The organism is Peribacillus sp. NPDC076916, from assembly GCF_050269675.1.
GTDB classification, from domain to species: domain Bacteria; phylum Bacillota; class Bacilli; order Bacillales; family DSM-1321; genus Peribacillus; species Peribacillus aracenensis.
This window is the reverse complement of record NZ_JBNNIU010000009.1, coordinates 21,648-36,669: the sequence shown is the minus strand read 5'-3', so window position 1 is coordinate 36,669 and position 15,022 is coordinate 21,648. Positions and strand designations below refer to the sequence as shown.

Below are 15,022 nucleotides of genomic sequence, written 5' to 3'. Positions count from 1 at the left end.
ATCCAAATTCAAATGCTATTAATCTTTTTATTTAGGCACTTAGCCAATAGAGAGTCAGTTAATATATAGGTTAATGGTTAGCATCCAAGTAATCGGGTGTTTTTGAGTTGAATGAACCTTATAAAAAGAAATGCAATTAACCTGAATTGGTCGAGTGCTTATTTTTTTATATAGGAATATTTACACCAGGACCAACTTCCTCGACAGCCTCCATTGGTTTATTTGGAATCCTTTGTGGAATCATACTCAAATCCCAACCGCAAATGGCTGAAGTTGTAACATTTACGATAATATCAGGGCTTGGTATAGGGGCATTTAATTTCTTTTGGGTTAATGGGTGATTATATGGTTATATCCTCGGGATAAAAGTGAGCAATCCAGGTTAATCTAATATCGGCATATGCATTAAATCTTTCTCAACAATGAGATATCTCGCTAAAAATCTCCTCTATCCTTTTTTAGAGTGGATTTCAATAAACAAAATAGTTGTGGAAGCTGTTGAGTTTTTTGGCTTGACTTTATCAACTGTAAATATTATTATTACAGTAATCTTCTTGAGGAGGATGCGAAAGTGAATAGTGATTTTACAATAGCTGTGCATAGTTTGGTCTATTTAGCTTATCTACCAGATCATATGGCTAGCAGCGAGTCCATCGCAGAAAACGTTTGTACAAACCCGGCAAGGATTCGAAAGATGATGAGCTGCTTAAGAAAAAAAGGTTTTGTAAAAACTAAAGAAGGTGTTGGCGGAGGCTATATTCTAGACTGTAACCCTGAAGAGGTAAGTTTGGCGGATATTTATATAACTGTTTCACATGGGACCTTGAAACCAAAGTGGTGTACAGGGGATCCGGAGAAAAAATGTGTCATATCTTCCAATACCCAGATAGTCATGAATCAAATATTCGATGAAGCTGAATTATATTTTGAAAAATATTTAGAAGATATAACTCTCAGCACTTTTTTGGAAAAAATTAAACAATGTCCGTGATATTGATTTAATTTTTTCTTTGCACTAAATGTATATTTTATTATTACAGTTAATAACTATAGTTTAAATATCAACTGAACTAAAAGGGGTGTTAAGGAAATGGTTGAAAACAATCAACTCAAAAATGGGGATTGGGTACAGGGAAAATCAAGAGATGGGGAACTTATCCATGGTTTCATTGAAACGGTAAGTGATAATCGAGAAATCGTTAAAGTGAATGTGGTGGAAAGTGACAATGAAAAGGCGATTGGGAAATCGATTTGGATTCCGAGTAAATGGACTGAAAAACTGCCGGATTTAGAAGTCAGTAACGAAAATCATCTTTTGGCCTTAATTGATTTAGCGTTACTTTCTAAAGATGAAACATGGTTTATGGAGTTATCCGGTAAATTGGAATCCATCAAAATCCATCCTAAAATAAATGCTAGGAATTCAGAGTTTCTTATCTCGGGAAATAGAATCGCTAAACTTGATTTAAATAGATGAAGAATAAAGACTATAAATATTTCGGATAATACAAGGAGGAAATGATCATGACAATAGAACATGTAACAGATGATAATTTTGCTAGTGAAATCAAGGAAGGTTTAGTATTGGTTGATTTTTGGGCACCGTGGTGCGGTCCGTGTAAAATGATTGCCCCAGTGCTTAATGAAATTGATGTGGAAATGGGTGATCGGGTTAAGATCGTAAAACTTAATGTGGATGAAAATTCAGATACGACAAGCGAATATGGAGTGATGGGAATTCCAGCTCTAATTCTATTCAAAGATGGAGAAAAGGTAGATCAAGCTATTGGCTTCCAGCCAAAAGAAGCCATTTCGGCATTAATCACAAAACATGCATGATCCTAATAATTATCATAATATGCGGATGTGTATTGTGAATTAAGGACTTATACCAGCCAATATGGTGGGTAACTAAATGGAGGATGACTAAATGAATTCTAAATATACACCATTATTTGAATCGTACAATTTAGGAAAGAAAATAGAAGTGAAAAATCGATTGGTGATGGCGCCTATGACAAATTTCTCTTCTAATCCTGACGGGACTGTAACCGACGCCGAAGTAAACTATTATGAACGTAGGTCAAGCGGGGTCGGCATGGTTATAACGGCATGTACTTACGTAACTGCTAATGGCAAAGGCTTTCATGGGGAATTTGGCGGAGATCAGGATGAATTGATACCTAGTCTAAGTCGTTTGGCATCAGCGATTAAAGCGAAAGGTGCAAAGGCAATTCTTCAGATTTTTCATGGCGGACGCGAGGTGCCACCGGAATTAGTAAATGGCGATGTTGTCAGTGCAAGCAATATCCCATCGGAAGGCGAAGGGAAAGCAGTTCCGCGTCCACTATCTGCAAAGGAAATAGAATCGATCATTCTCGATTTTGGTGAAACTACCCGACGTGCCATAAAAGCGGGATTTGATGGTGTCGAGATTCACGGTGCAAATGGTTACTTGCTACAGCAATTTTTTTCGCCTCATTCAAACCGTCGTGAAGACAAGTGGGGTGGTTCCCTTGATAAACGTCTGACTTTTCCATTAGCGGTAGTGGATGAAGTGATAAAGGCTGTTGCTGAACATGCCAAGGATCCGTTCATCGTAGGATATCGTTTTTCACCGGAGGAGCCGGAAACACCAGGAATCACCATGGATGATACTCTTGCATTAATTGATGGACTTGTAACAAAAGATCTTGATTATCTTCATGTTTCATTAATGGATTTCTGGTCGAAAGCAAGACGGGGAGCCGAGGTTGACAGACCTCGGATAGAAATTATAAAAGAACGTATAGGAGATCAAGTACCGATCATTGGTGTTGGTTCCATCTATACAGCGGATGATGCGATCAAAGCACTGCAATCGGGGGTTCCGTTAATCGCATTAGGCCGTGAAATTATTATCGATCCTGAATGGGTACAAAAAGTGGAACAAGGCAGGGAAGCAGAGATCGTGACAAAAATAAACAAGGATAATCAGCAGCAACTTGATATTCCAGACCCATTATGGCAAGCGATCATCCACTCTCCAGGATGGTTTCCAGGGATTGAATAAATAGACGCTCATATATTACTGAAATGAAAAATGCATAATGGATTTCCAAAACCATTTTGGAATGAATATACTTGGAAAAATAAACCCTGGCAACGGACACACATATAAAAGTGTTCCTTAGTCCGGGGTTTTTATGTTTATGGAGGATCATTTATAGAAGTTTTTCAAATTCAATCCTTTAAAAGCCAAGTTTTTTCGGAAAATCAAATAGGGGAAAGACTTACGGATTTTCATTGAACAGCCATTAGGTCTCAACGGCACATACATTCAGTAATTTTGGCGGGGAAAGGGGCTTTCTTTACGGAACACGCTAGGAAAAGGAAGGAGGACACCACCCTTCCTGAAACAAAGCTTTAATAGAGGGCAGATTGAATACAAATTGGGAACCAAAGTATAAGTATTTTAAAAAAATAATGTATACTGCCATCCAGAAAACACTACATGGAATCTAATAAAAAAATATACTAATCTAAATGATTAATTTTAATAACTTAATACAATGAAAAGTTTATCCTTCCATTTTTAGGTTTATAATCGATTGCGATAGCCTTTTCAGTTTAATGAAGGATCTGGTATAGCCATCAGGCCCATTTTCAAGAGGGGTTCCACTATGTCAGGAATGTTGTAAAATATTCGGTAGATCTTCATTTTTCCAATTCGGATAAATTTCAATAATATATAGAGGACAAAAAAACTGTAAGAGACGAAAATCACTTGTTGGAAGTCTGACCCTTATACATTCGTACGTACCAAAGATTAGGATCTGGAGAAAATATGTCCTGGATGTTCTAAAGAAAAAGAAAAAACACGGAGTGGTTTTATCCAACACCGTGTTTTTCATAATGTAAAGAGTATAAAACCGAAGCCTTCCTTAAAACAGGAAGGAGTCAAGTGAGTATGGGCCAGCTCCGGTTAACGCAACGCCAATCGCCACTGCAAGAACGGCAAGATTATATTCATAACCATTTTGAGTTGCCCAGTAGCCATTTGCTCCATGGACTTTAACGATTGCAACGAGCATTGTAAGTGCAATTAATATACCTGCAAAGGGTGTAAGGAGACCTAAAGCAAATAAGGCTCCGCCAATAAGCTCTGATAGACCTGCAAATAGGGCCATGGTAATTCCTGGCTTCATGCCAATCGAATCAAACCAGCCTCCAGTGCCTTTCAAGCCATGTCCGCCAAACCATCCAAATAATTTTTGAGCTCCATGTCCAACAAACGATAATCCGATTACCACACGTATAACTAATAAACCTATACCAATCATTTATGATTCCTCCTGGAATTTATTTTTAATTTAGATATCTTTAATTCGAGATTTATATTAAAAAAATAAAGGTATTATCTCGAATTAATTTATCTTTAATCAAAGATAATACTTTTTGAGCGATTTGTCAAACATAAATTTAAGTTTTAAGGCTCATTCAACAGGGAAGGTTCTGAAAAAATCGGGTGAGCTCACATTGGAACGAAACAATAAATCAGACACCGTAACGCATTCATAGCCGTTTTTATATAAATAATCCAATGTCGATTCTAACGCCTTTACCGTTTGGGGACGGTCGCTCCAATCGTGCAGGAGAATGATATCGCCAGCTCGTAACGACTTAATGATATGAGTGGAAATTTTATTTGGAGCAGGTCTTTTCCAGTCTTGGGGATCTTGATGCCAGGACCACAGTACAACCTTATATCCTTTTTTTACAGCTGTATTGATGATTATATCGTTATAAAGTCCACCTACAGGACGATATAGCGTAGGTTTGTATTTGGCAATATCCCAAATCACTTTATCTGTTTTATCTAATTCAGCAGATAATAACTCAGCGGTCATATTTTTATCATAATAATGATGATAGGTGTGATTAGCAATTTCATGACCTTCCTTTATTTCTCTTATTAAAATGCCAGGGTTTCTTTTCACTTTATTACCAGAGACAAAAAAGGTAGCTTTGGCGTTATATTTAGCCAATATATCGAGGATTTGAGGTGTATACGAAGGATGTGGTCCGTCGTCGAAAGTTATGGCTACGATTTTTTCTTTTGTATTGCCCTCCCAAACAACATAACCAGTTTTTTCATATACCTCTCGACTTGAAGTAAAGGCATGAATAATTGGAGTGTCAAATGATAAAAAAAGGATGAAAACTGCTAAAGTCATAATTAAATTCTTCAAGCGAATGCCCTCCTGAACAAGTATATAGGACATAGTATATGGAGTTCGTTAATATTTATTAAAGGTCGACCAAGAATAACAGACTGTTTAATTGTTGACTATAGGCGGAATTTGAAAAGGTTTAAAACTGCTTATTACTTAAAGATATTTAAATAATGAACATTTGCAATTTGATTGTGCCTTTTTTGGTGGTATTTAATTTAAGCTCTCCCTTTTCAACAGTGTAATTTACATTAGGCTGTAAAACGCCATTTAAAATAAATTTCATATAGGATACCTTGGGATCCAGTGTTACCTGATTATCTATGTCAGTAATTCCAACTCTTCATAAATTCGTTGGCAGTCATTTGCCGCGATTCTTTTTGCAATCCACGTGCGAACCTGTATTAATTAATGAAAATAGCTCATATGAGGTGTTTATGGTATGCAGCCAAATGGAGGTTATATCCACATACACACCAGGTGCCTTTGGGGTAGGGAGTCTTGTGATTACTGTACCGGACGCTTCTTCTTTTCTTAGCTGGATCTCCTATTGTTCTTGTTGTGACAAACTATGCACCGGCATCCGATGTTGATATTGAACATGATTCATATGCATAATTTTAAATGATAAAACAGGAAAACAGGCAGCACACATAGCGCTTGCCTGTTTTTTATATAGCAATGGTCATGCCTAAGTATTCAAATTGAGAATGAATGTAAAAAAGGGGAGATTGACAGCAAAATAATTCATATAATAATATATGTGGTTATCACTGGAGATGAACTGAGTTAAAAACCTGTACCTGTTTTATAAAAAAGTTCATTATATTTATTTAATAATTGATCAAGTTGCTGGCTATATTCAACGGCAACATGCGAGTTTAAACCATCTTTAGCGACAATCTTGATAAGTTCATTTCTCTTTAATTCAATTTGTTCGAGAAATTCATTCTTTTTAGCCATTATCTTTCCTTTCTGGCCCCAACATTTTTTCAAGGTACCCTTAATTTATGTGTTCGTTGTAAAATATGTATGAATATAACAATTATATCGGCTTGGATTAATGAATTCAAATAAGTTAACTTATCCCGAGCCCCATCCAGTTATAAGGATTTGGTTGTCATTAAATATTCACAGTTCCATAAATGTATTTTTTTATCTTATTTGTTACAATGTTTATAGGTTGCCATACATAGGAGTGAGCTTATTTGGATGATATTAATATTTTTTTAGCTTTCGGGGCGGGATTTCTGAGTTTTATTTCGCCATGCTGCTTACCGCTATATCCGGCCTTTTTATCTTATATCACTGGTATGAGTGTTGGTGAAATCAAATCCGAGAACGCCATGCTCCAAAGAAGAAGCATGCTGCATACTTTATTCTTCCTCCTGGGGTTCTCCCTGGTTTTTATTGCAATAGGGTTTAGCACATCATACCTAGGTTCCTTTTTCTCGAATTATAAAGAATTAATTCGTCAGATTGGGGCCATCCTGATTATCATTTTTGGTTTATTCATTGTAGGAATCTTTCAACCGAAATCTTTTATGAAAGACAGTCGTTTTGAATTTAAGAACCGACCTAGCGGGTATATAGGTTCCATTCTTATCGGACTTGCCTTTGCGGCTGGATGGACCCCTTGTGCAGGTCCGCTATTAGGTGCTGTCATTTCACTGGGTGCAACTAATCCTAGTGCGGCCATGAGCTATATGACTGCCTATATTTTAGGATTTGCCATCCCGTTTTTCATATTATCCTTCTTTGTCGGAAAATTGACATGGATCAAAAAGTACAGCCAATACATCATGAAGATTGGCGGATATTTAATGATTGTAATGGGTGTGGTTTTGTTTTTTGATTGGATGACCAAAATAATCGCAGTCCTGTCTAGACTATTCGGTGGCTTTACCGGATTTTAGTCCATAATAAGTTATTTTTTCAATAAAATTCAAAAATGGATTGTCTTTAATTAGGTTTTATGACGTGATTTTTTAATTTTTTTTCTGTCTAAACAATCAGGAAGAACGGCTATGGCCCGAATATTATTCGTTGAAGATGCAAAGTTTATGAGAATGATACTTTCAAACATTTTACCTAAAGCAGGACATGCAGTGGTCAGTGAGGCGGGAATGGACGAGAAGCCATTGAATTATATCCAATCCTGACCTTATAATGATGAATATTCCCATGCCAATCTTGAGCGGGGCTTGGGTGCCGTTAAAGAAATTAAGAAGGAATTTCAGGCTAATGTGCTCTGCCATAGTATTGGATGACATTAAAACGGTACTTGATTAATAACACTCTCCTTGTTTATCTCAAATAGGTAATATATACTTTGTTTATAAATTGAAGTCATATATAATTTTAAATGGCACTTACCTATTTTTAGTTTAAAGGGATGGTTAAGAGATGATATATATATCAACAGGTATAGCGATTGTGATGGCTATAGGTGTTTTCATGTTACGGATGAAGGAAACGAAAAAACCAGTTAATGAAAAGAAAATCATTTTACCGCCGCTTTTTATGAGTACGGGTGCGTTGATGTTTATTTTCCCGATGTTCCGGGTGACTCGATACGAATTGTTGGAGGCTCTTGTTGCAGGGATGTTATTTTCCATCTTATTGATAAAAACATCTAAATTTGAAGTTAGAGATGAAAAAATTTATATTCTGCGATCTAAAGCTTTCATATTCATATTGATTGGTCTCATGGTGGTTCGACTGGTGGCAAAACTGATGTTGGGAAGCACGATTGAAATCGGTGTATTGAGTGGAATGTTTTTCTTACTTGCTTTTGCGATGATCGTTCCGTGGAGAATTGCCATGCTTTACCAATACAAGAAGGTTAAAGCAGCCAGTTTCGGCAGAAGTAGCATGGTGTAATACATGTACTGTAGGATTCAATCAAAGGAACATTCAAAAAACCTGAGTCGATAATGACTCAGGTTTTTCATTTGCCTGGAAACTTTTTATGAAGGTAAAAAAAATCACCTGAAAACCTAGTAATTTTATCCGAATTATATTATATTAGTATTATAATATTTTACTTAAGGAGGAAACGGTTCATGTTACAAATGATTATCTTCGGGATTATTTGTGGTTTACTGCTGGGATTTGTGCTTCAAAGAGGCCGTTTCTGTGTTGTTGGTGCATATCGTGATTTGATTTTAGCTAAAGATGGACGGATGTTCTTAGCTACATTTATTGTAATAGCAATACAAAGTATTGGTGTTTATGCATTGAATGATACAGGGGTCATTCAGTTTGGAAATGATGGTTTTCCATGGTTGGGAACAATCGTGGGTGGCTTTATTTTTGGCATTGGTATGGTTCTGGCAGGAGGTTGCGCCACTGGAACATGGTATCGTGCCGGAGAGGGTATGATCGGAAGTTGGGTTGCTCTTTTTGGATACATGCTAGGGGCAGCAATGACGAAATATGGTGTATGGAAAGTGGCTGGAGATAATCTGTTATCTTATCGTACAAGTGATACGTATATTCATGAAACATTAAATGTTTCGCCATGGGTGCTTGTTATTATTGTGACACTTTTGGTTGGCCTATTGGTGATTCGTGAAATGAGAAAGCCGAAACTTCCAATCTTTAAAATGAAACCGAAAAAAACGGGATTGGCCCACATCTTATTCGAGAAACGGTGGCATCCCTTTGTTACGGCATTATTGGTCGGTCTTATTGCAATCATGGCATGGCCGCTAAGTGCAATGACAGGCAGGATGTTCGGACTAGGAATTACAGCGCCTTCCGCGAACATTCTAACATTCCTTATAACAGGAGACGATGCGTTAATCGATTGGGGTACGTTTTTAGTATTGGGTATTTTCCTTGGTGCTTTCATTGCTGCCAAAGGAAGCGGGGAATTCCGTTGGCGTTTGCCTGATATGAAAACGTTACGTAACAATGCAATTGGCGGTGTGATCATGGGGTTCGGTGCAAGTGTTGCCGGGGGATGCACAATCGGTAATGGTCTGGTGAACTCGGCGCTATTTGCTTGGCAGGGGTGGATCGCGATTGTCTTTTTCCTGCTGGGTACATGGGTAGCAACTTATTTCACGATTATCCGAAAGCAAAAGCAGACAGCTGCTGCATCCAAAGCGGCATAAGGTACGAATCAAAAAAATTTAAGTTGAGGAGTGGAATATAAATGGCAAAAGTATTGGAAACGAATGGAATGGTATGTCCATTCCCTTTAGTGGAAGCAAAAGAAGCGATAGTGGACATGGCAATAGGAGAGGAATTAATCATTAATTTCGATTGCACACAAGCAACGGAGAGCATTCCGCGTTGGGCTGCTGCCGAAGGTCATGAAATCACGGAGTTTGAGCAAATCGATGACGCTAAATGGCGTATAATCGTGAAAAAGGGGAAATAAACTGGTTTGAAGAAAACGTGTTCGGGTTTCCTGTGCACGTTTTTTTATTTTTTCGAGGTTAAATAATTGGAAGCAGAAAGGTTCAAGTGATAACATGTCTTTAACCAATTTATTAAGGAGATGTTGATAATGGTAGACAAGGTCATTTTAAACGATGTTCCACTGCATGTCACTGACTTTCTTTCTGAAACTGTAAAGGATTCTGAAGGAAAGGAAATCAGAAAAGTCAGTTTCAATTTCAAGGTTACACATAGTGAATATCATGATATTACAACACTGCTTTATCAAATGGTATTTGATTTAAAGATTCCACAGTCAAACGAGGAGTTTCGAGCAGAAATCTTTAACTATGCAACTACGGTCACGAATCTATATGAAGAAAATGCGGTGGGGGAATTTTCACTTGTCTTGCTGGAAGTGAACGGTCAGGAATGATTGCATTGCCAGTCTTGTAAAGATATGGGTTACTGTCTATAATAATAGTGACGATCATTCTATACATATGAGGTGGTACTTTGCTTAGTGGATGGTTTTTATGGTTTATTCTATTTTGGGTAGCCCTATTAATTATATTGATGAGCATAGGTGGCTTTTTCATGTTTCGGAAGTTCCTGAAAAGATTTCCCAAAGAAGATGGAAAATCCGATATGGATTGGGAAGAATATTATTTGGAACAAACAAAGCACTTATGGTCAAAGCAGCAAAAGGAATTGCTGGAAGATTTAGTGAGTCCTGTGCCAGAACTTTTTCGTGATGTTGCACGTCATAAAATCGCGGGGAAAATCGGAGAGTTGGCGTTAGAGGAAAAAGCGGGCGATATTACGGAAGATTTGGTGATACGCGGCTATATCATTGCCACACCAAAACGTGACCATAAATTTTTACAAAAAAAATTGGCTGAAAGAAAGGTGAATATGGTTCCATATGAACACTTATTCAGCTAATGATGAAAAAAGCAGACTCTTTTGGAGTTTGCTTTTTTTATTCTGAATCTTTCAAAAGAAAGGTGCAGTGTGGTAAAAATTAGAACGTCTGTACCCAAACCATGCTATTCGTAAAATTTTTGATATAATAATAGTAAGTAAAAATTAGGACGGAGTGAAACTATGAAATTTATCCATACGGCAGATTGGCATTTAGGAAAAATCGTTCACGGTGTACATATGACTGATGATCAAAGGCATGCACTCTTGCAATTCATAGAAATTGTCGAAGAGGAAAAACCGGATGCCGTTGTGATTGCCGGTGATCTATATGATCGTTCCGTTCCGCCGACTGAAGCGGTGGAGCTTCTTGATGAAATCCTTTATACGATTAATGTGAAAATGAATACACCGATCGTTGCGATATCGGGAAACCATGATTCTGCGGAAAGGCTCTCATTCGGTTCATCATGGTATCGTCATAGCCAGTTATACATTCATGGGAAATTGACAAAAAAATGTGAGCCGGTTCGCATCAAGGGCGTGAACTTTTATTGTGTTCCATATGCAGAACCTGGGACGGTTCGCCATCTTTTTGAAGATGATAGCATCCATTCCCATCAAGAAGCGATGAAGCGGATAACCGGAACGATTGCCGAGAATTTCAATAAAGATGAGCCGAATGTCTTCGTAGGACATGCTTTTGTATTAGGCGGAAAAACGAGCGATTCGGAAAGGGTCTTGTCTGTAGGTGGCTCCGGCTGTGTTTCATCCGACTTATTCGATGCATTCGATTATACGGCACTTGGGCATCTACATAGCCCAGACGCAATCCGTCATCCTAAGGTGTTTTACTCTGGATCACTATTAAAATATTCTTTTTCCGAGGCCAAGCAAAATAAGTCGCTTTCCATCGTCGATATGCAAGAAGATGGAAGCTTTGATATACGCTATCGATCTTTGGCACCCAAGTTCGATATGAGGGAAATATCCGGAGTTATGGAAGAGTTACTCGATCCCGTTTTCTATCAATCGCAAAAAAGGGATGACTATTTGAAAATAACACTAAATGATGAGGGGGCACTCATCGATCCTATTAACCGCTTGCGCCAGATTTATCCGAACGTACTACATTTAGAGCGTAAATGGGATTTGACCGATCTTAGAAGAAAAAAATCTTTCTCCTCTGTAAAAGATGAACGGAAATCAGAATTGGACCTGTTTGAAACGTTTTACCAAGAAATGACCGATCGGGATTTTGATTCTCAAAAGCAGGATTTGATGGTTTCGGTAATTGAGGCAGTTAAGAAAGAGGAGGCTTTGAAATGAGACCCGATATTTTAACGATGCAGGCATTTGGGCCATATGCAGGAAGGGAAACTATTGACTTTAATTCCCTTGGAGAACGAACGATGTTTGTCATTTCTGGAAAGACAGGCGCAGGGAAAACAACGATATTTGATGGTATTAGTTTTGCGATATATGGAAAAGCCAGTGGTGAAGATCGAAGCGGGCAAGATTTACGAAGTCAGTTTGCCGAAGATGATATATTGACGGAAGTCTCGTTACAATTTACCCTGCGTGGAAAAACGTATTTGGTTACCCGGTCCCCGCAGCAGGAACGCAAGAAAAAATCAGGTGAAGGAACAACAACGGTTGGAGCAAAGGCTGAATTATATGAGATATTGGCAGAAGGAAAAAAATTGCTGGGAGCAAATGTACGGGAAGTTGAAGAAAAAATCAAAGTACTCATTGGACTTGACGCTAATCAATTCCGGCAAATCCTGATGATTCCTCAGAATGAATTTCGAAAACTGTTAACATCCGACAGCAAGGATAAAGAACAGATTCTCCAGAAATTATTTCATACTGAACTTTATAAACGAATAGAAGAAAAATTAAAAGAAGAGGCTTCCATCCTAAAAAAGGAAAGTGAAAAAAGTGCACAGCGGCGAATTGAATTAATGAAAGGCATCCAGCCTGGCTATAATGTGGAATTACAGGCACAAATACAAGGGGAAGAGCCTAATGAACAACAGGTCTTACCGCTGTTACAGGAAGTCATTTTGCAAGCGGCAGAAAAAAGTGAGAATATAAATAAACAAATTCAGGAAAAGCAGAAAGCTCGTGATCAAGTTAATCAAGAACTTTCAAAAGCTGTCGATTTATTAAACCGATTTTCGGAAAAAGAAAAACTGCGAAATGAAAAAGAAGCCCTTGAAGCAAAGCTGCCAGAAATGGAATCTGTGAAAGTCCAAATAAAAATGGCACACAAAGCGGCTTCGCTTGAAAAGCAGGAACAATACTATTTGCGAATTGGCAAACAAGTACAAGAGGCGAATGCCGAACTTCAAAAATTAAATGAGCAGTCCGAGAAGTTACGGATTGAGCGCATTGATAAGCAGAATTCCTATGATAAGGAAAAGTTGAGGGATGATCAAAGAGAGCAGGCAGTACGGACTGTTCATCAGCTTGAGCAGGTAAAAGAGGCTGTCATGACTTTTGCAAGCTTAAAAGCACAGGTTACTTTAGATGAAAAAGAGTGGCAAATTAGTAAACGACTACGTGAAAAAACTGTTTCGGAGCATCTGGCCGTTGAAGCGGAAGCAGAGAAAGTCGCTCAAGAAAAAACAGAAGCGGAAAAAGCGGCTGTTATTTATCGTGACCAGGAAATTGAAGCAGAAAGAAATAATCAATCGTTATCGAAGATTAAAAAGCTTCAAGCAGTTCTTAATGAAATCCAGAATACGAAACGAGTTCTGGATGATAAGGATAATCGGTTCCAAGAGTTACAAAGAATACAAATTCAGGAGAAGGAAAAACTGGAAACCCTGAACCGAAACTGGAGATCTGGTCAAGCGGGTATGCTGGCTTCCGTGCTGCACTCTGGAGAAAATTGTCCTGTGTGCGGTTCGCTAAGTCATCCAAAACCAGCGAAATTGCATGAGCATATGCCGACGGATTTGGAACTGAAAGAGCAAGAAAACAAACTGAAAACTGCAGAGCAACAAAAAAGCAAAGCGGAAAGTGAATATTATCAAGCGAAATACAAATATGATGCACTGGTGGAGTCTTCACAAGAGAAGCTTAGTGACTTACAAAATGATATGCCAGAGTTTAGGTGTGAAAATATTGATGCTCATTTGCTGCAGTTTGGACAAAAAGGAAAAGTGCTGCAAGAGCAGCTAAAAGAATTGATGCGGAAAAAGTCTCTATTCAATGATCTGGAAAAAAGGTTGCAGGATTTAAAAGAGAAAGCATCCCAGCTTAAGGATAATATGATCTCTTTAGAGAGAAAAGAGGACCAAGGGAAAACGAGGTATATTGAAAACTCCACAAAACTAACAGGATTAACCGATTCCCTGCCAGACGGAATACGGACTGAGGAAGGATATAATGAAGCATATCAAATGGCTGTAAATACACAGAAACGCTTACAATCGGCCTTGGAAGATGCACAAAAAAACCTCCAACTGGTGAAGGAAAGAGAATCGGCCATCATTGCAAAAAAAGAATCCCTAAGTGGAAATATAGAGGCCTTAAATACAGAATTGAAAGAGGAGCGGGAAAAGTTAATTACGGATATGACCAATCAAGGCTTTTCCAATTATAAAGAATATACGGCAGCAAAAAAATCGGAAGCGGCTCTTGGAAATTTGGAGGAGCAAGTACAGCAGTATAATCAAAATTGGCAAAGTGTTTTAAGTCTGTTTCATGATTTGGAAATGAAATTAAAAGATGTGGCCAAACCAGATCTTGAAGGATTGAAAAAGACTTTCGAATTCATAGATGGAGAATTGGAGTCGTTGCGCCAAAAACAGAATGAAATGCAGGCTGAAATTCGGACTAACGAAGAAATCAAAAAGAAATTGTCGCAAATCAGGGAAGATCAGAAAAGTTTAGATGAAAGGTACAGTATCGTCGGTCATCTGTCCGAGATTTCCAAAGGTCAAAACTCCTTCAAAATAACTTTTGAACGATATGTACTGGCAGCCTTTTTAGATGATATCTTAAAAGAAGCCAATTCAAGGCTGCTGAAAATGACAAGCGGCAGATATCAGCTGTTGCGAAAGCTTGATCCTACACGCAGGAACATCCAAAGCGGTCTGGAGTTATCTGTGTATGACCAATATACAGGACATGAGAGACATGTCAAAACCCTTTCGGGAGGCGAGAGCTTCAAGGCATCCCTTGCACTTGCTTTGGGTCTTGCGGATGTTGTCCAGCAGAATGCAGGCGGTATTTCACTTGAAACGATGTTTATCGATGAAGGTTTCGGTACGCTCGACCCTGAATCTCTTGATCATGCGATTGAAGCATTAATGGATATACAAAGCACCGGTAGACTGGTAGGGATAATTTCCCATGTGCCAGAATTGAAAGAAAGAATCGATGCACAGCTGCAAGTCATATCCACGCAAAATGGAAGTCGAACGTCCTTTTACTTTGCTGGATAATCAAAAAAAAAGAATGGCTAAGGGAGAAGTGGTTCCCTA

At 38.2% G+C, this 15,022-nt stretch carries 17 protein-coding genes; 13 read left to right on the top strand and 4 right to left on the bottom strand.

Annotated elements, in window-relative coordinates:
* The first annotated feature begins 571 nt into the window (after nt 1–571).
* From ACQKFG_RS21050 to ACQKFG_RS21035, 4 genes are all read left to right on the top strand, one after another.
* Entirely contained in the window at nt 572–991 is a 420-nt protein-coding gene (locus ACQKFG_RS21050; RefSeq protein ID WP_098372923.1) for an RrF2 family transcriptional regulator, read from the top strand.
* 99 nt (nt 992–1,090) lie between these two features.
* Complete coding sequence (locus ACQKFG_RS21045) at nt 1,091–1,477, top strand: IDEAL domain-containing protein (RefSeq protein ID WP_342615517.1); 387 nt, start codon at nt 1,091–1,093, stop codon at nt 1,475–1,477.
* Nucleotides 1,478–1,524: 47 nt separating this feature from the next.
* Entirely contained in the window at nt 1,525–1,839 is a 315-nt protein-coding gene (gene trxA / locus ACQKFG_RS21040) for a thioredoxin (RefSeq protein WP_098372925.1), read from the top strand.
* A 91-nt stretch (nt 1,840–1,930) separates the two neighbouring features.
* Nucleotides 1,931–3,052, top strand: coding sequence for an NADH-dependent flavin oxidoreductase (locus tag ACQKFG_RS21035; RefSeq protein WP_349729314.1), 1,122 nt, complete (start codon nt 1,931–1,933; stop codon nt 3,050–3,052).
* A gap of 871 nt (nt 3,053–3,923) precedes the next feature.
* Here the strand turns inward: ACQKFG_RS21035 and ACQKFG_RS21030 are convergent.
* The 4 genes from ACQKFG_RS21030 to ACQKFG_RS21015 all read right to left on the bottom strand — a co-directional run bounded on the left by ACQKFG_RS21030 (nt 3,924) and on the right by ACQKFG_RS21015 (nt 6,176).
* A complete protein-coding gene (locus ACQKFG_RS21030; protein ID WP_427562447.1) occupies nt 3,924–4,322 on the bottom strand; it encodes a DoxX family protein in 399 nt (132 codons plus the stop codon).
* Between the two features lie 153 nt (nt 4,323–4,475).
* On the bottom strand, nt 4,476–5,216 hold the full coding sequence (locus tag ACQKFG_RS21025; protein ID WP_427562722.1) for a polysaccharide deacetylase family protein: 741 nt from the start codon (nt 5,214–5,216) through the stop codon (nt 4,476–4,478).
* Between the two features lie 163 nt (nt 5,217–5,379).
* The gene (locus ACQKFG_RS21020; protein WP_427562719.1) at nt 5,380–5,538 is read right to left on the bottom strand and encodes a DUF4183 domain-containing protein; all 159 of its coding nucleotides are present in this window, start codon (nt 5,536–5,538) and stop codon (nt 5,380–5,382) included.
* Nucleotides 5,539–6,002: 464 nt separating this feature from the next.
* Complete coding sequence (locus ACQKFG_RS21015; protein WP_076368851.1) at nt 6,003–6,176, bottom strand: aspartyl-phosphate phosphatase Spo0E family protein; 174 nt, start codon at nt 6,174–6,176, stop codon at nt 6,003–6,005.
* 245 nt (nt 6,177–6,421) lie between these two features.
* Here ACQKFG_RS21015 and ACQKFG_RS21010 point away from each other — a divergent pair, with 245 nt between their 5' ends.
* From ACQKFG_RS21010 to ACQKFG_RS20970, 9 genes are all read left to right on the top strand, one after another.
* Nucleotides 6,422–7,129, top strand: a complete 708-nt coding sequence (locus tag ACQKFG_RS21010; RefSeq protein ID WP_427562443.1) for a cytochrome c biogenesis CcdA family protein — start codon at nt 6,422–6,424, stop codon at nt 7,127–7,129.
* A gap of 111 nt (nt 7,130–7,240) precedes the next feature.
* On the top strand, nt 7,241–7,375 hold the full coding sequence (locus tag ACQKFG_RS21005; RefSeq protein ID WP_427562440.1) for a hypothetical protein: 135 nt from the start codon (nt 7,241–7,243) through the stop codon (nt 7,373–7,375).
* Nucleotides 7,376–7,619: 244 nt separating this feature from the next.
* Entirely contained in the window at nt 7,620–8,096 is a 477-nt protein-coding gene (locus tag ACQKFG_RS21000) for a CcdC family protein (RefSeq protein ID WP_192204355.1), read from the top strand.
* A 182-nt stretch (nt 8,097–8,278) separates the two neighbouring features.
* Nucleotides 8,279–9,334: a YeeE/YedE family protein gene (locus ACQKFG_RS20995; protein ID WP_260287486.1), complete on the top strand. Its 1,056-nt coding sequence runs from the start codon at nt 8,279–8,281 to the stop codon at nt 9,332–9,334.
* A gap of 41 nt (nt 9,335–9,375) precedes the next feature.
* Nucleotides 9,376–9,603, top strand: a complete 228-nt coding sequence (locus ACQKFG_RS20990; RefSeq protein ID WP_427562436.1) for a sulfurtransferase TusA family protein — start codon at nt 9,376–9,378, stop codon at nt 9,601–9,603.
* 129 nt (nt 9,604–9,732) lie between these two features.
* Nucleotides 9,733–10,038, top strand: a complete 306-nt coding sequence (locus ACQKFG_RS20985; protein ID WP_260287484.1) for a YkvR family protein — start codon at nt 9,733–9,735, stop codon at nt 10,036–10,038.
* Nucleotides 10,039–10,118: 80 nt separating this feature from the next.
* The gene (locus tag ACQKFG_RS20980; protein ID WP_427562433.1) at nt 10,119–10,547 is read left to right on the top strand and encodes a DUF2621 domain-containing protein; all 429 of its coding nucleotides are present in this window, start codon (nt 10,119–10,121) and stop codon (nt 10,545–10,547) included.
* Nucleotides 10,548–10,709: 162 nt separating this feature from the next.
* Nucleotides 10,710–11,855 carry an exonuclease SbcCD subunit D gene (locus tag ACQKFG_RS20975; RefSeq protein WP_192204359.1) on the top strand — a complete coding sequence of 382 codons (1,146 nt, stop codon included), beginning with the start codon at nt 10,710–10,712 and terminating at the stop codon, nt 11,853–11,855.
* Complete coding sequence (locus ACQKFG_RS20970) at nt 11,852–14,983, top strand: AAA family ATPase (RefSeq protein WP_427562428.1); 3,132 nt, start codon at nt 11,852–11,854, stop codon at nt 14,981–14,983. The genes ACQKFG_RS20975 and ACQKFG_RS20970 overlap by 4 nt, the downstream gene beginning before the upstream one ends.
* Nucleotides 14,984–15,022: the final 39 nt, after the last annotated feature.